Raw genomic sequence first — 21,238 nt, forward strand, 5'->3', positions numbered from 1 at the left:
TTCTCCTCAGGGCAGTTCGTCCTTCTCGACCCGGCCGATCGCGCCTTCGACCCAGTCGAGCTGGGCCTGGAGCATGGCTTGGGTCAGGCGGAGGTTCTCGTCGAGGTGGCGGGGCTCGCCGTAGCGCTGCTTGGTGCCGTACGCGTGGTCGATGGTCTCGATGTTCAGTCGCAGTTGCCGAATCCTGCCATGCAGGGCGTCGAGAATCTCCTGCTTTTTCATCCGGTGCATGAACGTCAGCGCGACCTGGAAGGGGTCGACGACGGGTCTCACCTCGGACCAGCTGTGCATGAGCAGCCGGTGGAACTCGTAGCGGCCGGCCTCGGTCAGCTCGTAGACGACCTTGCCGCCCTTGCCGGCCTCGACGACCGCGAGCAGCCCCTCGTCGGCCATCTTGCCCAGGCCGTGGTAGATCGAGCCGAAGGCGACGTTGGCCCAGGTGTCGGCGCCCATCATCTCCAGCCGGCGGCGTACGCCGTAGCCGTTCATGGGGCCGTCGAGCAGGGAACCGAGGATCAGGATGCGCGTGGACGCCGACATGTGCTCAAGTTTGTACTCAAATTTGAATGGCCGTCAAGGTCATAAACTCGGCCCCATGACTGAACGACCGACTGCGCTGGTCACCGGCGCCTCCCGTGGTGTGGGCGAGGCCGTGGCGCGGGCGCTGGGCCCCACGCATCACGTCATCCTCGGCGGCAGGGACGAGTCCGCGCTCGCCAGGCTGGCGGCCGAGCTGCCGGACGCCCGGCCCTGGCCCGTCGAGCTGACCCGGCTCACCGAGGCCGACGTCGACGGCGTCGAGCGGCTCGACGTGCTCGTGCACAGCGCCGGGATCGCCCTGCTCGGCCGGATCGCCGACCAGCCCGCCGGCAACTGGCGCACGACCATGGAGCTCAACGTCGTCGCGGTCGCCGAGCTGACCCGGCTGCTGCTGCCCGCGCTGCGCCGCGCCCGGGGGCACGTCGTCTGCGTGAACTCCGGGGCGGGGCAGCGGGCCAACCCCGAGTGGGCCTCGTACGCGGCCAGCAAGTTCGCCCTGCGCGCCTTCGCCGACGCGCTGCGCCTGGAGGAGCCCGAGCTGCGGGTCACCACCGTCTACCCGGGCCGGGTGGCCACCGACATGCAGCGCGGTGTGCGCGCCCAGGAGGGCGGCGCGTACGAACCGGACAAGTACCTCACCCCGGAGAGCGTCGCGCGGGCCGTGCTCGCCACGATCAACGCCGGACCCGACGCCCACCTCACCGAACTGACCATCAGACCGAGTGCGGGCCCGGCCAACTGACATCTGAATGGATCCATTCACTACAGTGGACCCATGCTTGAACCACTCGCGCACATAGGACGAGATCCCCGCTCCGGCGGATACGTGAGAGACGCCTGGTCGGCCGCCGACATGGAGCTACGCGGGTGGTTCGCGGGCGAGGCCGCGCGCCGCGGGCTCGACCTGCGGGAAGACCGCAACGGCAACCTCTGGGCCTGGTGGGGCGACCCGTCGCGCCGGCCCGGCGTGGTCACCGGCAGCCACCTCGACTCCGTGCGCCACGGCGGCGCCTACGACGGCCCGCTCGGCGTGGTGTCCGCCTTCGCCGCCCTCGACCTGCTGCGCGAACGGCAGGTCACGCCGGGCCGGCCGATCGGCGTCGCCTGCTTCACCGACGAGGAGGGCGCCAGGTTCGGCGTGCCGTGCATGGGCTCCCGGCTGCTCACCGGCGCGCTGACGCCGGAACGCGCGCTCGCGCTCACCGACGACGACGGCGACACGCTGGCCGACGTCATGACGCGGGCCGGCCGCAAGCCGGCGGACGTGGGCCACGACGCCGAGACCCTGGCCACCGTCGGCACGTTCGTCGAGCTCCACGTCGAGCAGGGCCGCGGCCTGGTGCACGAGGGCCGCCCGGTGGGCGTGGCCAGCGCCATCTGGCCGCACGGTCGGTGGCGGTTCGACTTCCACGGCAGGGCCGACCACGCGGGCACCACCCGGCTGGCCGACCGCGACGACCCGATGCTGCCCTTCGCCCGCCTGGTGCTGGCCGCCCGCGAGGCGGCCGAGCGGCACGACGTGGTGGCCACGGTCGGCAAGACCCGCGTCTCGCCCGGCAACGCCAACGCCGTCCCCGGCCTGGTCACGGCCTGGCTGGACGCCCGAGGCCCGGCCGAGCCCGCGGTCCGCGCCCTGGTCGAGGAGCTGTCCGCGGGGGCCGGCGCGGACGTGCGCGAGGAGTCGTGGACCCCCGAGGTCGCCTTCGGCGCGGCGCTGAGGGACCGGCTGGCCCGCGTGGCGGGCGGCGACACGCCCGCGCCGATCCTGCCGACCGGAGCGGGCCACGACGCCGGAATCCTCGCCACGGCGGGCGTCCCGAGCGCGATGTTGTTCGTACGCAACCCCACCGGCGTGTCCCATTCCCCCGAGGAGCACGCCGACCAGGCAGACTGCCATGCGGGAGTGGTGGCACTCGCGGACGTGCTGGAGGATCTGTGTCGCTGACCTACTGGTGCGAGCAGGCCTGGTTGCCCGACGGGGTCGCCCACGGCGTCCTCATCGAGGTCGAGGGCGCCCGGATCGCCCGGATCGGGGGGGGTGAGCCCGGCTCGGCCGAGCGGCTGCCCGGCCTGACCATCCCCGGCCTGGCCAACGCCCATTCCCACGCCTTCCACCGGGCCCTGCGCGGCGCCACCCAGCGCGGCAAGGGCGACTTCTGGACCTGGCGCGACCAGATGTACGAGGTCGCGGGCAAGCTCGACCCCGACACCTACTTCCAGCTCGCCAGGGCCGTCTACGCCGAGATGGCGCTGGCCGGGGTGACCTGCGTGGGCGAGTTCCACTACCTGCACCACGGCCCCGGCGGCCGCCCGTACGAGGACAGGAACGTGATGAGCCACGCGCTCGTCCAGGCCGCGCGCGAGGCCGGGCTGCGCATCACGCTGCTCGACACCTGCTACCTGTCCGGCGGCATCGGCGTGCCGCTGTCGGGCACGCAGTTGCGCTTCAGCGACGGCAGCGCCGACGGCTGGGCGGCCAGGGCCGACGAGCTGGCCGCCGCCTACGAGGGGCAGCACGACGTGGAGATCGGGGCCGCCGTCCACTCCGTGCGCGCGGTGCCGCCCGAGCAGATGCCGGTGGTGGCCGAGTTCTCCCACCGGCACGGCGCCCCGCTGCACGCGCACGTCTCCGAGCAGCGCGCCGAGAACGCGGCCTGCGCCGAGACGTACGCCGCCACGCCGGTCCAGATCCTGCACGAGCGCGGCGTGCTGGGCCCGCGTTCGACCGCGGTGCACGCCACCCATCTGACCGATTCCGACGTGGAGCTGCTCGGCCAGTCGGGCACGTACATCTGCATGTGCCCCACCACCGAGCGCGACCTCGCCGACGGCGTCGGCCCGGCCAGGGCGGCGGCCGACCGCGGCACCCCGATCACGCTCGGCTCCGACGGCCACGCCGTGATCGACCTGTTCGAGGAGGCCCGCGCGGTCGAGCTCGACGAGCGGCTGACCAGCGAGCGGCGCGGCCACTGGAGCGCCGCCGACCTGCTCACCGCCGCCACGGGCGCCGGGCACACCTCGCTCGGCTTCGCCGACGCCGGCCGGCTCATCCCCGGGGCGTGGGCCGACCTGGTGTCGGTCCGGCTCGACTCGGTGCGCACGGCGGGCATCGGCGGCCTGGAGGCCGTGGTGTTCGCGGCCACGGCCTCCGACGTGCACTCGGTGGTCTCCGGCGGCCGCAGGGTGGTCGCGCAGGGCCGCCACGAGCTCGGCGACGTCGGGCACATGCTCTCCGAGGCGATAGGAAAGGTGCGATGACCACCACGCTGATCGACGGGATCGGGCTGCTCTACACCGGCGACCCCGAGCGCGAGGAGATCACCGACGCGGCGCTGGTCGTCGAGGACGGCCTGGTGGCCTGGGTCGGCCCCGCCGCCCAGGCGCCCGACGCCGACGAGCGCCTGCACGCCGGCGGCCGGGCCGTGCTGCCCGGGTTCGTGGACAGCCACGCCCACCTGGTGTTCGCCGGCGACCGTACGGCCGAGTTCCAGGCCCGCATGTCGGGGCAGCCGTACACCGGCGGGGGCATCAGGACGACCGTCGCCGCCACCCGCGCGGCGAGCGACGCCGACCTGGCCACGCACGCCCGCGCCCTGGTGGAGGAGATGCTCGCCCAGGGCACCACCACCGTGGAGATCAAGAGCGGCTACGGCCTGTCCGCCGAGCACGAGCGCCGCTCGCTGGAGATCGCCACCACCCTCACCGACGAGACGACCTACCTGGGCGCGCACGTCGTCCCCGAGGGCGCCGACGCCGACGACTACGTCCGGCTGGTGACGGGCGAGATGCTCGACGCCTGCGCCCCCTACGCCAAATGGGTGGACGTCTTCTGCGAGCGCGGCGCGTTCGACGGCGACCAGACCAGGGAGATCCTGAACGCCGGGATCAAGGCCGGGCTCCAGCCCCGGGTGCACGCCAACCAGCTCACCGAGGGGCCCGGCGTGCGCATCGCCTGCGAGCTGGGCGCGGCCTCGGCCGACCACTGCACCCACCTGTCGGCCGCCGACGTCGACGCACTCGCGTCGAGCGGGACGGTGGCGACGCTGCTGCCGGGGGCCGAGTTCTCCACCCGCTCGCCCTATCCCGACGCGCGGCGGCTCATCGACGCGGGCGTCACGGTCGCGCTGGCCACCGACTGCAACCCCGGCTCGTCGTTCACCTCGTCGATGCCGTTCTGCGTGGCGCTGGCGGTGCGCGAGATGGGGATGACGCCGCTGGAGGCGGTGCGCGCGGCCACGTACGGCGGGGCCCGCGCGCTGCGCCGCACGGACGTAGGTTGGCTGCGTCAGGGAGCCCGCGCCGACCTGGTCGTGCTCGACGCCCCCTCCTATGTCCATCTGGCGTACCGACCCGGTGTTCCCCTTGTCCACCAGGTGTTTCAGGCCGGCCTCCTCCTTTAGGAGGACGTCCAAGACCCTCCCTCTGGCGTAGCTGTTTAGGGAATCTTTGCTTCCGGCCGGACGTTGGCCGGATATAGGACGCAGCTGCGGAACGAGGTGCCAGGGGATGGCAAGGCCTACGGGGAGTCGCACGCAGGAGCAGCACGTCGCTGACCGCGACCTGCTGGGGACGTATCTGGCCGAGATCGGCCGGGTCCCGCTGCTCACGGCGGAGGAAGAGGTGGAGCTCGCCAAACGGATCGAGGCGGGCCTGTTCGCCGAGCAGCTTCTTGACAGCGGAGGCTCCGAGCCGCGCATCGGGGACGCGGCGGACGAGGAGCTGGAGCGCCTGGCCGTCTCCGGCCAGCGCGCGAAGGACGAGTTCATCCAGGCCAACCTGCGCCTGGTGGTGGCGGTGGCCCGGAAGTACTCGGGCCGGGGGATGCCGCTCATCGACCTGGTCCAGGAGGGGAACCTGGGCCTGGTTCGAGCGGTCGAGAAGTTCGACTACCGCCGGGGGTACAAGTTCTCCACCTACGCGACCTGGTGGATCAGGCAGTCGGTCGGACGGGCCATCCACGAGCAGGCCCGTCCGGTCCGGCTGCCGACGCACGCCGGCGAGCAGATGACCCGGCTGATGCGGGTGCGCCGCGACATGCTGGCCGAGTTCGACGCCGAGCCGACCGACGGCGACCTCGCCGAGATCCTCGACCTGCCGATCGAGCGGGTGCGCGAGCTGCGCCGCTGGGCGTCCGACCCGGTGTCGCTGCAGCTCGGCGTGGGTGACGAGGACGAGACCGAGCTTGGTGACATGATCGCCGACGAGACGTGGGCCGATCCCGAGCAGCAGGCCATCGACATCCTTGAGCGCGAGCGGCTCGACCAGTGGCTCACCGGCCTGGAGGGCGACACCAGCGAGATGCTGCGCTGGCGCTACGGGCTGCTCGACGGGCGCGAGCACACGCTGACCGAGGTGGGGGAGCGCTACGGCATCGGCCGCGACCGGGCCCGCCGCATCGAGCGCGACGCCCTGGCCCGGCTGCGCCGCATGGCCAACGCCGCCGCCTGACCTTTCTCCGCGTTTCGGCCCCGCCGCCCGGCCTTTCGGGCGGCGCCGCCGTTTCCGTGGCCGTGCCGCAGCGCCTGAGCGCCTGCTACGGCTTGAGGACGCGGTGCCTGAGCGCCTGCTACGGCTTGAGGACGCGGCGCAGGAACTCCTCCACGGCGGCCTCCGCCGTCGCGGTGTCGCCGCCCCTGGCGACCAGCAGGGCGCTCTCGTTGACGGCGGCCAGCAGCATGTGGGCGTGCAGGTCGACGAAGCCGTCGGGGACCGCGCCGGTCGCCTGCAGGGCCGCCTTCAGCATGCCGAAGGAGTACCGCTCCTCCATCGCCCGCCAGCTCTCCCAGCCCAGCACCGCGGGCGCGTCGATGAGCACGATGCGCCGGATCACCGGATCGCCCGCCAGCCTGACCCAGGCCAGCGCGCCCGCCAGGAGCGCCGCCGCCGGGTCGGCGATGCCGCGCACCGCCTTGGCGATCTTGACGCCGATGGCCGACTCCGTGGCCTCCAGCACCGCCTCGAACAGCGCGTCCTTGCCCGCGTAGTGGTGGTAGAGGGCCCCGCGGCTCAGCCCCGACTCCTGGAGCACGGCCTCGATCGACGTGTCGTCGTAGCCCCGTTCGGCGAACAGCCGCGTGGCGATGGCCAGGACCTTGTCGCGGGTGGCCGCGCCGCGCTCCGCCTTGAGGTTCATGCCCTCACTCTAGACAAACCGACCAACGGTCGGTAATTTCCTAGACCGACAGTCGGTCTGTAATCGAGAGGGAGCCGGCATGGACGGCATCGACTACGTGGACGTGGGCCGGGGCCCGGTCACCCTGTTCGTGCACGGGGTGGGCACCAGCTCGTACCTGTGGCGCAACGTCATCGCCGAGCTGCGCGACGAGCGCCGCTGCGTGGCCCTGGACCTGCCCGCGCACGGCGGCAGCGAGCCGCGCCAAGATCTGTCCATCCCCGCGCTGGCCGAGGCCGTGGAGGAGCTGTGCGCCGGGCTCGGCCTGGACGAGGTGGACCTCGTGGCCAACGACACCGGCGGCGCCGTCGCCCAGGTCTTCGCGGTCCGCCACCCCCGGCGCCTGCGCTCGCTCACCCTCACCAACTGCGACGTGCACACCAACACCCCGCCGGAGGCGTTCAAGGACACCGTGGAGCTGGCCGCCAGGGGCGAGCTGGCCGGGCTGGTGGCCGCCGTGCTGGACCACCCCGAGCTGCTGGCCCGAACCGCCCTGGGCGCCGGCTACGAGCACATCGACGACCCCGCCGCGCTGGTGGACGCCTACCTGCGCCCGATCCTGGCCAAGCCGGACGGCGGCCGCGCCTTCGAACGCCTGCTGGCCTCGATCGACGCCGCGGACATGGTCGCCATCGAGCCGCAGCTCACCGTGCTCACCGTGCCGACGCTGGTCGTGTGGGGCACCGGCGACGTGTTCTTCGACGTGAGCTGGGCCCGCTGGCTGCGCGACACGATCCCCGGCGTGCGGGAGGTCGTCGAGATCGACGGCGGGCGGCTGTTCTTCCCCGACGAGCGGGCCGCCGAGCTGGTCCCCCACCTGCGCCGCTTCTGGGGCCGGGCCTAAGCTCTCGATCATGCATGTCGAGGCGTTGCGCCGCTATCCGGTGAAGTCGATGCTGGGCGAGGAGGTCGCCGAGAGCGAGGTGACCGAGCGCGGCCTGGCCGGCGACCGGGCCCGGGCGGTGCTCGACGTCGCCACGGGCAAGATCGCCAGCGCCAAGAACCCGCGGCTCTGGCGCGACCTGCTGACCGTCGAAGGCGCCCGCGCGCCGGGGGACGAGGAGCTGTCGAAGCTGCTCGGCCGCGAGGTGCGGCTGACCGACGTGCCGCCGGAGGGGGCCGAGCTGGAGCGGTCGGTGCCCGAGCGGGTGCTGGCCGAGGGCATCGAGGCGGAGGTGCCGTACACGGCAGGCACGCTCGGCGGGGCCTCGCCGGCGGGCACCTTCTTCGACTTCGCGCCCCTGCACCTGATCTCCACCTCGACGATCGACCGCATCGGCGAGCTCAGCCCGCGCGGGCACGTCGAAGCCCTCCGCTACCGGCCCAACCTGATCATCAGGACGGACGCGGCGGGCTTCGTGGAGAACGACTGGGTGGGGCGCGAGCTGCACGTGGGGGACGAGGTCGTGCTCCAGGTCATCGTGGCCAGCCCGCGCTGCGCGGTGCCGACGCTCGCCCACGGCGCGCTCGGCCGTGACACCGAGGCGCTGCGGGTGCCGGCCCGGCACAACCGGATCCAGGTGCTGGAGGCCGGGCTCCAGGCGTGCGCGGGCGTCTACGCGCGGGTGCTGCGGCCCGGCCGGATCGTCCGGGGCGACCGGGTCAGGCCAGCGGGCTGAGGTACTTCTCCAGGTCGTCGAGGATCTTGCCGGCGGCGGTGACGCCGATGCCGGTCATCCAGATCTCGTCGTCCACGTCGTGGGCGTGGCCGGCCTTCACCGCGGCGAGGTTCTGCCACAGCGGGCCGCCGGTCACCGTGGCCTGCGACTTGGCGGCGGCCTCGCCGTAGGCGCTGTAGAAGACGGCGTCGCCGTCGGCCTTGGCGATGTTCTCCTGGCTCAGCTTGCCGAAGCGCTTGTCGTCCTGGTCGGCCAGGCGCTGGGCCTCGGGCCGCTGGACGCCCGCGTCGCCGACCACGATGCCGCTGAACGACTCGGGGCCGTACATGCGGATCTCGGTGGGCATGAAGCGCACGATGCTCACCGACAGCTTGCCGAACTTCCCGCCCAGCGCCTCGGCCCGCTGCTCGTAGGCCGACAGCAGCCCGGACGCCTGCTCCTTCTTGCCCAGGGCCTCGGCGTCCAGCAGGAAGTTCTCCTTCCAGGTGACGCCCACCTTCTCGGTGAACACCGTCGGCGCGATCTTGCTGAGCTTGTCGTAGAAGGCGGCCTGGCGGAACTTCGAGCCGAGGATGAGGTCCGGCTTGAGGGCCATGATGGCCTCGATGTTGGGCTGCTGGAGCGTGCCGACCGGCTTGGTGGCCGACAGCGCCGAGCCGAGGTACTCCGGCCAGGTCTGGTTCTCGCCCGCCTGGGCCGCGCCGACGGGGGCCATCCCGAGGGAGACCATCGTGTCCAGCTTGTCGGTGTCGAGCACGACGACCCGCTTGGGGGTCATCGGCACCTTGGTCTCGCCCATGGCGTGCTTGACGGTCCGGGTGGGGCCGGCGTCCTCCGTGCCGGTCGAGGTGCCGCAGGCGGCCAGGGCGAGGACGGGGAGCAGGGCCAGAAGCCGGAGACGCATGAGGGATTCCTTGATCTATTAGGTTAGGCAATCCTAAGTATCTCATGACCGGATCGGCGCGTGTGAAGGGGCCGAAACCTACCCGAAACACCGTGCCGGTGAGATTCACCGCCGCGAAACACTGCAGGTCGAGCCACGAAACCCCGGCCGAACACGCTGTGGCAACACGTCACATGTAAGGAGGGTCGCGTCGTGAAGATCGATAGCGGCACCACAGCCTGGATGCTCGCGGCCACCGCGCTGGTGTTGCTGATGACTCCGGGTCTCGCGTTCTTCTACGGGGGCATGACCAGGGCCAAGAGCGTCCTGAACATGATGATGATGTCCTTCGGCGCCATCATCACGGTCACCGTGGCCTGGGTGCTGTTCGGGCACTCGCTCGCCTTCACCGACAACGGCAGCTCGCTGCTGAACAACGTCGTCGGCGGTTTCGACGCCCTGGGCCTGCAGAGCCTGGTGGAGACGGCCACCAAGGACGACGGCACCGGCATGCCGAGCCTGGTCTTCTCGGCCTTCCAGCTGACGTTCGCCATCATCACCGTCGCCCTGATCAGCGGCGCGATCGCGGACCGGGCGAAGTTCGGCGCGTGGATCCTGTTCAGCGTCATCTGGGCCACCGTGGTCTACTTCCCGGTCGCCCACTGGGTGTGGGGCACCGGCTGGCTCAACACCATGGGCATCGAGGACTTCGCCGGCGGAACCGTCGTGCACATCAACGCCGGCGCCGCGGCGCTGGCCCTGGCCCTCGTGATCGGCAAGCGCCAGGGCTGGCGCAAGGAGCCGATGCGGCCGCACAACCTGACGCTGGTCCTGCTCGGCGCGGGCCTGCTGTGGTTCGGCTGGTTCGGCTTCAACGCCGGCTCCGAGCTGGCCGTGGACGGCACCGCCGGGCTGGCGTTCATGAACACCCAGATCGCCACGGCGGTCGCCGCGGGGGCCTGGCTCGTCGTGGAGAAGCTGCGCGACGGCCACGCCACCAGCCTCGGCGTCGCCTCCGGCGCGGTCGCCGGCCTGGTCGCCATCACGCCGGCCTGCGGCTTCGTGGACCCGTGGGCCGCGATGGTCATCGGCCTGGCCGCCGGGGCGGTCTGCGCCTACGCCGTGGGCCTGAAGTACCGGCTGGGCTTCGACGACTCGCTCGACGTGGTCGGCGTGCACCTGGTCGGCGGCGTCATCGGCGCCGTCTCGCTCGGCTTCCTGGCCGCCTATCCCTTCCTTGACCAGCAGAGCAAGGGTCTGTTCTACGGCGGCGGCCTCGGCCAGCTCGGGCTGCAGGTGCTCGGCCCGGTCGCGATCGGCGGCTACTCGTTCGCCGCCACCTGGATCGTCGGCAAGCTCATCGACAGGACGATGGGCTTCCGCATCTCCGCCGAGGACGAGCTCACCGGCATCGACGTCACCACGCACGCCGAGACCGGGTACGACCTCGGCACGGTCTACGCCTCCGGCGTGACCACCCCGAACGGTCCGCTCACCCCGGCACCGGCTCCCAAGAAGGTGGAGGCATGAGGCTCATCACCGCGATCATCAAGCCGTTCAAGCTCGACGACGTCAAGGCGGCGCTGGAGCAGTTCGGCATCAAGGGCATGACGGTCAGCGAGGCCAGCGGTTACGGCCGCCAGCGCGGCCACACCGAGGTCTACCGCGGCGCCGAGTACCAGGTGGACCTGGTGCCGAAGGTGCGCCTGGAGGTGCTGACCGAGGAGGACGACGCCGAGGACGTCATCGACGTCATCGTCAAGGCGGCGCACACCGGCAAGATCGGCGACGGCAAGGTCTGGTCCGTGCCCGTCGACACGGCCGTGCGCGTACGCACCGGAGAGCGAGGGCCGGAGGCCCTGTGAGAGGAGAGGCGCGCTCGTACGCCGCGGCCCGCAAGGAGCGGACCGCGGACACCGACCGCTGGCTCAAGGACCTCTTCAGGACGGCGAGCGACGGCGACCAGGTCTCCCTGGTCGCCGTCGGCAGCCTCGGCCGCGGCGAGCCGGCCCCCGGCAGCGACCTGGACCTGGTCCTGCTGCACGACGGGCGGGCCGACGTGGCGCGGATCGCCGAGCGCATCTGGTACCCGATCTGGGACTCCGGCGTCGGCCTCGACCACTCCGTGCGGACCGTGGCGGAGGCCGTGGCCGTGGCCGGGCAGGACCTCAAGGCCGTGCTCGGCCTCATCCAGGCCAGGCACGTCGCCGGCGACCCCGAGCTGACCAGGAGGGCCAGGGAGGCGGTGCTGGCCGAGTGGCGGGCCGACTCGCGGCGCAGGCTGGGCGAGCTGCGCGCGTCGGCCGACCGCCGGGCCCAGGTCAGCGGCGAGCTGGCCTTCCTCCTCGAACCCGACCTCAAGGACGGCCGCGGCGGGCTGCGCGACGTCCAGGCGATGCAGGCCGTGGCGGCGGCGTGGGTCGCCTCGGCGCCGGGACCGCGGGCGCGCGAGGCCCACGAGTTCATCCTCGACGTGCGGCACGCGCTGCACGTCGTCACCGCGCGCGGCGCCGACCGGCTGGTGCTCCAGGAGCAGGACGCGGTGGCCGGGCTGCTCGGCCTGCTGGACGCCGAGGCCCTCATGCGCCGGCTCGCAGAGGCGGGCCGGACCGTCTCCCACGCCTTCGACGCCACCTGGCGCACGGTTGACAGGCTGCTGTCAGGGCCGGTCCCGCGAGGGCGCCGCCCGCTGGCCGACGGCGTGGTCGAGCACGGCGGCGAGGTGGTGCTCGCCAGGGGCGCCGACCCGCGCAAGGACCCCGTCCTGGTGCTGCGGGCCGCCGCCGCGGCGGCCGGCTCGGGGCTGCCGCTGGCGCCCGCCACGGTGTCCGTCCTGGCTGCTCAGTCGGCTCCGATGCCGGTGCCGTGGCCGGAGGAGGCGCGCGACGCGCTGGTGTCGATCCTCGGCGCCGGACGGGCCGCCGTGCCGGTGTGGGAGGAGCTCGACCAGGCGGGCGTGCTTGTCAAGCTGCTTCCTGACTGGGAGCGCGTACGGCACCGTCCGCAGCGCAACCCCATCCACCGCTTCACCGTCGACCGGCACCTGATCGAGGCCGCCGCGAACGCCGCCGGCCACGCCCGCGAGGTCTCCCGTCCCGACCTGCTGCTGATCGGGGCGCTCCTGCACGACATCGGCAAGGGCTGGCCGGGCGACCATTCGGCGACGGGCGAGGTCGTGGTCCGCGACATCGCCCGGCGCATGGGGCTGCCCGCCCGCGACGTCGAGACGCTGGCCACCGTCGTACGCCACCACCTGCTGCTGCCCGAGACCGCCACCCGCCGGGACCTCGACGACCCGGTCACGATCGAGAAGGTCGCCGCCACGGTCGGCTCCCGCGAGGTGCTCGACCTGCTGGCCGCGCTGGCCGTCGCCGACGGCAACGCGACCGGGCCGGCCGCGTGGAACGCCTGGAAGGCCGGGCTGGTCGCCGACCTCGTGCGCCGCGTCAGGTCCGTGTTGTCGGGCTCGCCGCCGCCCAGGGCGCCCTCGATCCCGCCCGAGCAGGCGGCGCTGGCCCGGCACGGCGGCGGCGCGGTGCGCGTCAACGGCGGGGCGGTCACCGTCGTCGCGCCCGACCGGGCCGGGCTGTTGTGGAGCGCCGCCGGGGTGCTGGCCGCCCACCGGATGGTCGTGCGCTCGGCGTCGGCCGCCTCGGCGGGCGGCACGGCGGTGATCGAGTTCGCCGTCGTGCCCGAGTACGGCTCGCCGCCCGACCCCGCCACCCTGGAGGCCGACCTCCGTCTCGTCCTTGCCGGCCGTCTTGACATCGAGCAGCGGCTGGCCCGCCGGACCAGGTCCGTGCGGCCGCCGCGGGTACCTGTGGCTCCACCTCGGGTGACACTGGTCGACGACGCCTCCGCGACGGCCACCGTGGTGGAAGTCAGGGCCCATGACAGGCCGGGGCTCCTGTGGCGCATCGGACGGGCGTTCGGGGAGTGCGGTCTTGACGTGAGAGCCGCCCGCGTGGAGACTCTCGGCGCGGAGGCGGTGGACGTCTTCTATGTCGTGGACCGCGCCGGTCGCCCCCTCAGCGACAGCGCGCAGCGAGCTCAAGTCCACGATCAGGTGCTGGCCGCACTGCGATAACCAACAGTGAACAACTGTCGGTCACATATGTAACGATTGTGTCCGAAATGCCTGTTAAGTCGGATGCTGCGGATACCTTGTGGACGGCTTGAACACCCGTCGTTTGAACGGGACGATTGAGGGGTAGCGAAAGCAGTGATCACGGGGAACTCCGACAGCGGCCATGCCGCGAGGCGGGACCGCGGGAAGCGGTCGCTGCCTCGCCTCGGCCTGCGGAACTGGCGCGTGAGATGGCGTCTGACGGCGCTCATCCTCGTGCCCACCATCGCCGGCGTCGTGCTCGGGGGAGCACGTGTGGTCGGCTCGGTCCAGAGCATCGGCGACTACGACCGCACGGCCACCGCGGCCGAGCAGTCCGGCCGGATCCGCGACCTGGTGCAGGCACTCGGCCTGGAGCGTGACACGGGGGGCTGGATCGGCGCCTATCCCAAGTTGCGCAAGTCGAAGGCCGGCGAACTCGCCGAGTACAAGGCCGCGGTCGACAAGCTGGTCACCAGCGTCCGCGCGGACCTCGACACCATGGACGAGTCCTACGGCGAACGCGTCGTCAAGGCAGCCGGCCAGGCCAAGTACGACCTCAACCGGCTGTCCAAGATCCGCGCCGAGGGCCAGGCCGACACCATCCGGTACGACTTCCTGACCGACACCCTGCTCAAGCTGCACGACGAGCTCGCGCTGCTGTCGGACGACTCCCAGATCATCGGCCACTTCCGCGCCCTGAGCGCGCTCGCGCAGGCCAAGGAGGAGATGTCCCGCCAGCGCGTGCAGCTGCTGAAGAACTCCTACAACGTCGAGCGCGTCGACGCCAAGGAGGTCGAGCGGTTCATCGCCTCCAACGCCCGCGAGCAGAGCGACATCGCCACCGTGGGCGCCGAGGCCGGCGTCGAGATCGGCCTGCAGCTGTCCAAGCTGCTGACCGGCAAGAACGAGTACGTCAACGTCCAGCTCACCAAGGCCCGCGCGGTCACCCTGGCCAGCGGCCGGGCCCCGGGCGTGCGGATCGCCGACAACCTGATCTCCTCCCGGTCCAACGCCCGCGAGCAGTGGTTCAACGACAACAAGGTCGCGATCGGCGTCCTGCACGAGATCGAGAAGGACCTCGCCGACAAGGTGAACCTGCGCAGCCAGGAGCTGCGCGAGGCCGAGATCCGCAACGCCATCATCGCCGGTGTGCTGATCCTGGCGCTGCTGCTGATCGTGCTGCTGCTGACCGTGGCCATCGCCCGTTCGATGGTCGGCCCGCTGCGCCGGCTGCGCACGGAGGCCCTGGAGATCGCCGGTTTCCGGCTCCCGGACGTGGTCCGCCAGCTGCGCGTCTCGGGCGAGGCCAGCACCGAGGTCCGCCCGATCGAGGTCGAGGGCCAGGACGAGATCGGCGAGGTCGCGCGGGCCTTCGACCAGGTCCACCGCCAGGCCGTGCGCCTGGCCGGTGAGGAGGCCGAGCTCCGCAGCAACATCAGCTCGATGTTCGTCAACCTCTCGCGCCGCACCCAGACGCTGGTCGAGCGGCAGATCTCGCTGATCGACGGCCTGGAGAAGGGCGAGCAGGACGGCGGCCGCCTGGCCGACCTGTTCAAGCTCGACCACCTGGCCACCCGCATGCGCCGCAACTCCGAGAACCTGCTGGTCCTCGCCGGCCACGAGGCCACCCGCCGGCGCAGCCAGCCGGCCAAGCTGGTCGACGTCGTGCGCGCCGCGCTGTCGGAGGTCGAGGGCTACGAGCGGGTCCAGGTCAAGGTCCACCGGGCCACGTCCGTGCAGGGCAGCGCCGCCAACGACCTCGTCCACCTGGTGGCCGAGCTGGTCGAGAACGCGATCCAGTTCTCCCCGAGCAACTCCCAGGTCCTGGTCTCCAGCAGCCTCATCGAGGGCGGCGGCGCGCTGCTGTCGGTGAGCGACTCCGGCATCAGCATGACCGAGGAGGAGCTGGCCGAGGCCAACCGCCGCCTGGCCGAGCCGCCCGTCGTGGACGTGTCGGTCTCCCGCCGCATGGGCCTGTTCGTGGTCGGCCGGCTGGCGCTGCGCCACGGCATCCGGGTGCAACTGCGCAAGGGCGAGGGCGCCGGGTTGATCGCCATGGTGCTGCTGCCGCCCACGCTGATCGCCGACAACATGCAGCAGCCGCTGCCGCAGCGCCCCGCGTTCGGTGGCGGGACCGTGCCGCCGCCTGCGCCGAACGGCTCGTTCCGGTCGTTCGGCAGCTTCGACTCGGTCGAGGCGAACGGGGCCAGGCCGGCTCCGGGCGACCCGGCCAGGTTCGGCACCGGGCCGTCGGCGTCCCCGGCGTCCCCGGCGCCCTCGGGGACCTTCGACAGCGCTCCCTCCGGGCCGCCGTCCTTCGACAACCCGCCGCCGCCCGCGCCCAGGCACGGGCTCGGGGCGTTCAACTCCGACCCGGGCCGTCCGGTCAACGGCTTCACGGCCGACACCGACGGCGGTTCCTACCGGCGGCAGCCGTCCTCGTTCGACTCCGGGGCCTACCCGTCGTTGTCGTCGGGCACCGGCTCGTTCCCGCCGTACCCGGCGAGCGGCGGGACGTTCCCGACGCCGCCGCCGTACGCGACGAACTACGGGACGAACGACGTACGCCGTCCCGATCCGGCGCCCTCGGTGGACGTCTCGCCGATGGAGCCGGAGCAGGAGGAGTTTCTGCCGATCTTCGCGTCGGTGGAGTCCGCGTGGTTCCGCAGGCCGCCGGGGGAGTCGGCGCCCGAGGCGTCCTCGTCCGGCGAGAACGGCGGTGAGGCGAGGCCCGCGCAAGCCGTACCCTCTGGTGAGGAAGCGTGGCAGACGGCCGCGGACGCCGGTTGGCGTGCGGCGGCCAAAGCCAGCGAGCCCAGCCTCGGCGGCGTGACCGCCGCGGGGCTCCCCAAGCGCACCCCCAAGGCCAATCTGGTCCCCGGCACGGCCAGCCAGCCCGCTCAGCAGCAGGCTCAGCAGTCGCCGCCGCCGGCGCCACCGGTCTCAGCCGACCGGATGCGCAGCCGCATGGCCAGCTACCAGAAGGGTGTGCGACGGGGCCGCCAGGAAGTACGTGGACAGGAGGAACAGAGTGAGTAAGCGTCCCGCTGGGGAGGATGCGTGACAACGCTGAGCCATGAAGCCAACCGCTTCGACTGGCTGATCACCGACTTCGTGCGCAACACTCCGGGGGTCGCGCACGCCGTGGTCGTCTCGGCGGACGGCCTGTGCCTGGCCGCCTCCGAGGGTTTCCCGCCGGACCGGGCCGACCAGCTCGCGGCGGTCTCCGCCGGTCTGCTGAGCCTGACGGTGGGCGCGTCCAGGGTGTTCGAGGGCGGCGCGGTGTCGCAGACCGTCGTCGAGATGCAGCGCGGGCTGCTGCTGGTCATGGCGATCAGCGACGGCTCGGTGCTGACGGTGCTGGCGGGTCCTGATTGTGACATGGGGCTGGTGGCGTACCAGATGACGCTGCTGGTAGACAGAGCGGGACAGGCGCTCACGCCGGCCCTGCGCGCCGAACTCCAGGCCGCCAGGACCCGGTGATGTGATGGAACTGATGGGAGAGGGCCGTGTACGGCAGTGACGGGACCGGGGACGACGAGCCCCTGTTCCGTCCTTACGCGGTGACCGGCGGCCGTTCCGAGCCGCGGTATCACCTCGCGATGGAGACGCTGATCTCGTCGATGTCGATCCCGGACGACGAGATGGCCATGCTCACCCCCGAGCAGGAGGCCATCATGCAGCTCTGCAGGACGTTCCGGTCGGTCGCCGAGATCTCGGCCCTGCTCCGCGTCCCGCTGGGCGTGGCGAGGGTGCTAGTGGCGGACATGTCAGACGAAGGTCTCGTCCGCCTGCACCAGCCACGCCTCAGCCAGGGACAGCCAGACCTCAACATGCTCGAAAGGGTGCTCAGTGGACTTCGCAGGCTCTAGCCCCGGGCTCACTTCGACGAAGATCGTCGTCGCTGGTGGGTTCGGCGTCGGCAAGACGACGTTCGTGGGGGCGGTGTCCGAGATCCTCCCGCTCACCACGGAAGCGGTGATGACCGACGCGTCCGCGGGCATCGACGACCTCGGGTTGACGCCGAACAAGCAGACCACGACCGTCGCCATGGACTTCGGCCGGCTCTCGCTCGACCGCGACCTGATCCTGTACCTGTTCGGCACGCCCGGACAGCACCGGTTCTGGTTCATGTGGGACGACCTGGTCCGCGGCGCCATCGGCGCGGTCGTGCTGCTCGACACCCGCCGCCTGGCCGACAGCTTCCCCGCCATCGACTACTTCGAAGAGGCCAAGCTGCCGTTCGTGGTGGGCATCAACGGCTGGGACGGGCAGTTCCCGCACACCGACGACGAGGTGCGCGAGGCGCTGGCGCTGGGCTCGCACGTGCCGATCGTGCGCACCGACGCGCGCAACCGCGAGTCGGTCAAGACGACGCTGATCTCGCTGGTCGAGCACGTCGTACGGCTGCGCGCGGCCCCCGTCCGCTAGCCGCCGACCGCCCACGGGACGCTTTCCAGCGAGTTGAGCACGGGCACCAGCGCCCGCTCCTCGTAGTCGAAGTGGCTCTCCAGCTCGGCGGCGACGCGGTCGATCGCCGCCGGGTCGCCCGCCGCGCGCAGCTCCTCGACCAGCGCCGCGATCACCTCGTGCTCGCAGCGCAGCCGGTCGAGCGCCTCCTTCAGCTCCGGACGCGTGCCCTCCAGGTAGGGGAACGCCACCCGGTCCTCGCCGGAGTGGTGGAAGCTCAGCGCGTCGCAGAAGGTCAGGCAGTGTGCCCGCAGGTCGTCGGTGACGGCTCCGCCCGCGCGCAGCTTCGCCAGCTCGCCCCTGAACCAGTCGTGCACCTTGACCAGCTCGTCCCCGAAGGCCCGCACCCGCTCGTCCATGTCACTATCCTTTGCTCAGACGACGACAAATTAGCTTTGCGAACAAAGCTAATTTAGACAGCAAGGTATTGGCGATGTCAACCGACGGCTTGAGCGTGGACGAAGGCATCAGGACGCTGCTGCTCCTGATGCCGCGCATGGTGGGCCGGGCCAAGCGGCTCAAGGTGCCCGAGGCGCTGCGGTCGTTGGCGCTGGCCCCCCGGCACCTGTCGTTGCTGGCCTACCTGCTGTTCGACGGCCCGACCACGGTCAACGAGCTGGCCGGGCGCCTGGAGGTGGCGCCGGCCACCGTGAGCCTGATGGTGGGCGAGCTGAGCAGGAAGGGCGTGCTGGAGCGCCGCGAGGACGACGCAGACCGGCGTCGCACGATCGTCAGCCTCGCCCCGGCCCACCAGGAGGCGATCACCGAATGGCTCGGCTACGGCGCCACGGCCTGGCGGGCCGCCCTCGATCCGCTGACGCCGCAGGAGCGGCAGACGTTCGTGCGTACCCTGCTGGCCTACGAGCAGGCGTTGTCAGCCCGCTGACCGGCTGTCGACCAGCACCTCGACGCCGTCGAGCACGCGCTGGAGGCCGAACTCGAAGGCGTGCTCGGGGCTGTAGGCGGCCTGCAGCGCCTCTCCGGCCGCCTGGCCGACGCGCGAGGCCGTGGGGAACATGGCGGGATCGGAGATCCGGCTGAGGAAGGGCGCGTGCGCGGCCCACCACTGCATGTCCGTCATGCCGGTCTGGCTCTCGGCCTGGGCGGCCTCCACCGCACCTCTCGCGGTGCCGTGCACGAAGCCGGTGACCAGCGTGATCACCGAGTCCATCTCCAGGTCGGTCAGGCCGATGCCGTCGACGGCGCGCAGCTCGTAGTCGTACTTGGCGGTGACGTTGGGGCCGAGGACCGGGCGGCTGGCCGCCACCTGGAGCAGCCACGGGTGACGCAGGTAGAGGGCGAAGTTCTCGCGGGCGATCAGCTCCAGGCGGGCCCGCCAGCCGCCCGGCACGTCCTCGGGGCGGGCGGTCTCGCCGTAGACGGTGTCGAGCATGACGTCGAGCAGCTCGGGTTTGCCCGGCACGTACGTGTAGAGCGACATCGTGCCCACGCCCAGCTTCTCGGCCACCCGGCGCATGGACAGCGCCGCCAGCCCCTCGGCGTCGGCCACGTCGATGGCGGCGCGGACGATGCGCTCGACGCTCAGCTCCGGCTTGCCCTTGCGGCTGGCCCGTTCGCTCGTCCGCCACAGCAGCGCGAGGCTGCGGGCCGGGTCGCCTTTGCCCGGGTACTCAACAGTCACCCTCGTACGGTACACCGTACGGTTGCATGCGTCGATCGTATGCTGTACGGTACGCCGTACGATTCGACAGGGAGGTGGCCATGTCCGCAGTGCTCGCCCAGGGCCTGCGCAAGACCTACGGCTCGAAGACGGCGCTCGACGGCATCGATCTCGACGTGCCCGCCGGCACCGTCTACGGCCTGCTCGGGCCCAACGGCGCCGGGAAGACCACCGCCGTCCGCATCCTCACCACGCTCCTTCGCCCCTCGGCCGGCCGGGCGGAGGTGGCCGGGTTCGACGTGAGGGCCGAGCCCCGCCGGGTCCGCGCCGCCATCGGCCTGGTCGGCCAGCAGACGGCCGTGGACGAGATCCTGACCGGAAGGCAGAACCTGGAGCTGTTCGGCCGCCTCTACCACCTGAGCGCGCCGGCCGCCCGCGCCCGGGCCGCCGAGCTGCTGGAGCGCTTCGGCCTGACCGGGCACGACGGCCCGGCCAAGGAGCTGTCCGGCGGCCTGCGCAGGCGGCTCGACCTGGCCGCGAGCATGATCCTGGCGCCGCCCGTGCTCTTCCTCGACGAGCCCACCACCGGTCTCGACCCGCGCAGCCGCGCCGGGATCTGGAACGCGGTGCGCGAGCTGGTCGCGGGCGGCACGACCGTGCTGCTGACCACCCAGTACCTGGAGGAGGCCGACCAGCTCGCGGACCGCGTCGCGGTGATCGACTCCGGCCGGCTGGCGGCCGAGGGCACGCCGGAGGAGCTGAAGGCCAAGCTCGGCGGCGACCGGCTCGACGTGGTGATCAACGACCCGGTGCGGCTCGACGAGGCGGCAGCGATCCTCTCGGGGGCGTCCGCGGGCCCCGCCGAGATCGACCGGGACACCCGGCACGTCAGCGCCCCCGTGGCCGACCGCGTGAGCGCGCTCACCCGGGTCCTGCCCGCGCTGGCGGCGGCCGGCATCGAGGCCGCCGACGTCGCGCTGCGCCGGCCGACCCTCGACGAGGTCTTCCTGAACCTGACGACCGCGGGAGGCGATCGATGACCGCACTCAGATGGGCGCTGGCCGACGGCTGGACCGTCGCCCGCCGCGACCTGATCCACTGGGCCAACCAGCCCATGACGGTGGTCTTCGGGGTGTTCTTCCCCGTGGTGATCACCCTGGCCTTCGGCTACCTGTTCGGCGGCGCGGTCGAGGTGCCCGCGGGGGCCGACTACTTCGCCTTCCTCATGCCCGGCATGTACGGCATGACGATGCTCTTCGGCCTGAGCTCCACCATGATCGCCGTGTCCTCCGACGTCTCCAAGGGCGTCACCGACCGGTTCCGGTCGATGCCCATGGCGCCCTCGGCCGTGCTGGTCGGGCGGGCCGTGGCCGACCTGCTCAACTCGGTCCTGATCCTGGGCGGGCTGCTGCTGTGCGGCCTGGCGGTGGGCTGGCGGCCCGCCTCGGCCGGGGGCGCGCTGGGCGCGATCGGCCTGCTGCTGCTCCTGCGCTTCGCCCTGCTGTGGGCGGGCATGTACCTCGGCCTGCTCACCCGCGAGCCGGGCGCGGTGGTCGCGATCCAGACGCTGGAGTTCCCGATCGGCTTCCTGTCCAACGCCTTCGTCGCGCCCGGCACCATGCCCGGCTGGCTGGGGGCGATCTCGGAGTGGAACCCGCTCTCCTCCACGGTCGCCGCCGCCAGGCAGCTGTTCGGCAACCCGGGCTGGGGCGGCGACTCGTGGGTGGCCCAGCACGCCGTGACGATGGCGGTGCTGTGGCCGGCGGCGATCACCGTCGTCTTCTTCGTCCTGTCCGTCCGCCTGTACCAGCGTCTGGACCGTTAG

The 21,238-nt window shown here is 72.0% G+C and carries 22 protein-coding genes; 17 read left to right on the forward strand and 5 right to left on the reverse strand.

Annotation, left to right across the window (positions count from 1 at the left end):
• Window positions 1-6 precede the first annotated feature (6 nt).
• Window positions 7-540 (reverse strand): PadR family transcriptional regulator, encoded by a 534-nt coding sequence (locus tag AB0C33_RS04780; RefSeq protein ID WP_352326833.1) that lies wholly within the window; start codon window positions 538-540, stop codon window positions 7-9.
• A 55-nt stretch (window positions 541-595) separates the two neighbouring features.
• On the opposite strand from AB0C33_RS04780, the gene AB0C33_RS04785 reads away from it, so the two are divergent.
• From AB0C33_RS04785 to AB0C33_RS04805, 5 genes are all read left to right on the forward strand, one after another.
• Window positions 596-1,282: an SDR family oxidoreductase gene (locus AB0C33_RS04785; RefSeq protein ID WP_358283625.1), complete on the forward strand. Its 687-nt coding sequence runs from the start codon at window positions 596-598 to the stop codon at window positions 1,280-1,282.
• A 33-nt stretch (window positions 1,283-1,315) separates the two neighbouring features.
• Entirely contained in the window at window positions 1,316-2,485 is a 1,170-nt protein-coding gene (locus AB0C33_RS04790; RefSeq protein WP_358283627.1) for an allantoate amidohydrolase, read from the forward strand.
• Entirely contained in the window at window positions 2,476-3,798 is a 1,323-nt protein-coding gene (locus tag AB0C33_RS04795; protein WP_358283630.1) for a formimidoylglutamate deiminase, read from the forward strand. Before AB0C33_RS04790 ends, AB0C33_RS04795 begins: the two co-directional genes overlap by 10 nt.
• Window positions 3,795-4,940 (forward strand): imidazolonepropionase, encoded by a 1,146-nt coding sequence (gene hutI / locus AB0C33_RS04800; RefSeq protein ID WP_358283632.1) that lies wholly within the window; start codon window positions 3,795-3,797, stop codon window positions 4,938-4,940. The genes AB0C33_RS04795 and hutI overlap by 4 nt, the downstream gene beginning before the upstream one ends.
• Window positions 4,941-5,046: 106 nt before the next feature.
• Window positions 5,047-5,988: a sigma-70 family RNA polymerase sigma factor gene (locus tag AB0C33_RS04805; RefSeq protein WP_358283634.1), complete on the forward strand. Its 942-nt coding sequence runs from the start codon at window positions 5,047-5,049 to the stop codon at window positions 5,986-5,988.
• A gap of 118 nt (window positions 5,989-6,106) precedes the next feature.
• On the opposite strand, the gene AB0C33_RS04810 is transcribed toward AB0C33_RS04805, so the two are convergent.
• Window positions 6,107-6,673 (reverse strand): helix-turn-helix domain-containing protein, encoded by a 567-nt coding sequence (locus AB0C33_RS04810; protein WP_358283636.1) that lies wholly within the window; start codon window positions 6,671-6,673, stop codon window positions 6,107-6,109.
• A 79-nt stretch (window positions 6,674-6,752) separates the two neighbouring features.
• Here AB0C33_RS04810 and AB0C33_RS04815 point away from each other — a divergent pair, with 79 nt between their 5' ends.
• Together AB0C33_RS04815 and AB0C33_RS04820 are read left to right on the forward strand one after the other, a co-directional pair.
• Window positions 6,753-7,556 carry an alpha/beta hydrolase gene (locus tag AB0C33_RS04815; protein WP_358283639.1) on the forward strand — a complete coding sequence of 268 codons (804 nt, stop codon included), beginning with the start codon at window positions 6,753-6,755 and terminating at the stop codon, window positions 7,554-7,556.
• A gap of 10 nt (window positions 7,557-7,566) precedes the next feature.
• Window positions 7,567-8,331 (forward strand): MOSC domain-containing protein, encoded by a 765-nt coding sequence (locus AB0C33_RS04820; protein ID WP_358283642.1) that lies wholly within the window; start codon window positions 7,567-7,569, stop codon window positions 8,329-8,331.
• On the opposite strand, the gene AB0C33_RS04825 is transcribed toward AB0C33_RS04820, so the two are convergent.
• Window positions 8,315-9,235 carry an iron-siderophore ABC transporter substrate-binding protein gene (locus AB0C33_RS04825; protein WP_358283645.1) on the reverse strand — a complete coding sequence of 307 codons (921 nt, stop codon included), beginning with the start codon at window positions 9,233-9,235 and terminating at the stop codon, window positions 8,315-8,317. The two genes, AB0C33_RS04820 and AB0C33_RS04825, sit on opposite strands and share 17 nt — an antisense overlap.
• 192 nt (window positions 9,236-9,427) lie before the next feature.
• Here AB0C33_RS04825 and AB0C33_RS04830 point away from each other — a divergent pair, with 192 nt between their 5' ends.
• The 7 genes from AB0C33_RS04830 to AB0C33_RS04860 all read left to right on the forward strand — a co-directional run bounded on the left by AB0C33_RS04830 (window position 9,428) and on the right by AB0C33_RS04860 (window position 17,753).
• The gene (locus tag AB0C33_RS04830; protein ID WP_358283648.1) at window positions 9,428-10,744 is read left to right on the forward strand and encodes an ammonium transporter; all 1,317 of its coding nucleotides are present in this window, start codon (window positions 9,428-9,430) and stop codon (window positions 10,742-10,744) included.
• On the forward strand, window positions 10,741-11,079 hold the full coding sequence (locus AB0C33_RS04835; protein ID WP_352321406.1) for a P-II family nitrogen regulator: 339 nt from the start codon (window positions 10,741-10,743) through the stop codon (window positions 11,077-11,079). The genes AB0C33_RS04830 and AB0C33_RS04835 overlap by 4 nt, the downstream gene beginning before the upstream one ends.
• Window positions 11,076-13,301, forward strand: coding sequence for a [protein-PII] uridylyltransferase (locus tag AB0C33_RS04840; RefSeq protein ID WP_358283651.1), 2,226 nt, complete (start codon window positions 11,076-11,078; stop codon window positions 13,299-13,301). The genes AB0C33_RS04835 and AB0C33_RS04840 overlap by 4 nt, the downstream gene beginning before the upstream one ends.
• Before the next feature lie 225 nt (window positions 13,302-13,526).
• Window positions 13,527-16,361, forward strand: a complete 2,835-nt coding sequence (locus AB0C33_RS04845) for a nitrate- and nitrite sensing domain-containing protein (RefSeq protein ID WP_358283654.1) — start codon at window positions 13,527-13,529, stop codon at window positions 16,359-16,361.
• Between the two features lie 21 nt (window positions 16,362-16,382).
• Window positions 16,383-16,805, forward strand: coding sequence for a roadblock/LC7 domain-containing protein (locus AB0C33_RS04850; RefSeq protein WP_357971168.1), 423 nt, complete (start codon window positions 16,383-16,385; stop codon window positions 16,803-16,805).
• A gap of 26 nt (window positions 16,806-16,831) precedes the next feature.
• Window positions 16,832-17,194, forward strand: coding sequence for a DUF742 domain-containing protein (locus tag AB0C33_RS04855; RefSeq protein WP_125631446.1), 363 nt, complete (start codon window positions 16,832-16,834; stop codon window positions 17,192-17,194).
• A complete protein-coding gene (locus tag AB0C33_RS04860) occupies window positions 17,175-17,753 on the forward strand; it encodes an ATP/GTP-binding protein (RefSeq protein ID WP_352321413.1) in 579 nt (192 codons plus the stop codon). The genes AB0C33_RS04855 and AB0C33_RS04860 overlap by 20 nt, the downstream gene beginning before the upstream one ends.
• On the opposite strand, the gene AB0C33_RS04865 is transcribed toward AB0C33_RS04860, so the two are convergent.
• Entirely contained in the window at window positions 17,750-18,151 is a 402-nt protein-coding gene (locus AB0C33_RS04865; RefSeq protein WP_358283657.1) for a hemerythrin domain-containing protein, read from the reverse strand. The genes AB0C33_RS04860 and AB0C33_RS04865 overlap by 4 nt on opposite strands.
• A 74-nt stretch (window positions 18,152-18,225) precedes the next feature.
• Between AB0C33_RS04865 and AB0C33_RS04870 the strand changes: the two genes are divergently transcribed.
• Window positions 18,226-18,678, forward strand: a complete 453-nt coding sequence (locus AB0C33_RS04870) for a MarR family winged helix-turn-helix transcriptional regulator (protein ID WP_358283660.1) — start codon at window positions 18,226-18,228, stop codon at window positions 18,676-18,678.
• Here AB0C33_RS04870 and AB0C33_RS04875 read toward each other — a convergent pair.
• Window positions 18,667-19,434 carry a TetR/AcrR family transcriptional regulator gene (locus tag AB0C33_RS04875; protein WP_352350236.1) on the reverse strand — a complete coding sequence of 256 codons (768 nt, stop codon included), beginning with the start codon at window positions 19,432-19,434 and terminating at the stop codon, window positions 18,667-18,669. The two genes, AB0C33_RS04870 and AB0C33_RS04875, sit on opposite strands and share 12 nt — an antisense overlap.
• 80 nt (window positions 19,435-19,514) lie before the next feature.
• On the opposite strand from AB0C33_RS04875, the gene AB0C33_RS04880 reads away from it, so the two are divergent.
• The gene (locus tag AB0C33_RS04880; RefSeq protein ID WP_358283663.1) at window positions 19,515-20,453 is read left to right on the forward strand and encodes an ATP-binding cassette domain-containing protein; all 939 of its coding nucleotides are present in this window, start codon (window positions 19,515-19,517) and stop codon (window positions 20,451-20,453) included.
• Window positions 20,450-21,238, forward strand: a complete 789-nt coding sequence (locus AB0C33_RS04885) for an ABC transporter permease (protein ID WP_358283666.1) — start codon at window positions 20,450-20,452, stop codon at window positions 21,236-21,238. Before AB0C33_RS04880 ends, AB0C33_RS04885 begins: the two co-directional genes overlap by 4 nt.

Origin of the sequence: Nonomuraea sp. NPDC048881, assembly GCF_040649795.1 — a bacterium.
Taxonomy (GTDB): domain Bacteria; phylum Actinomycetota; class Actinomycetes; order Streptosporangiales; family Streptosporangiaceae; genus Nonomuraea.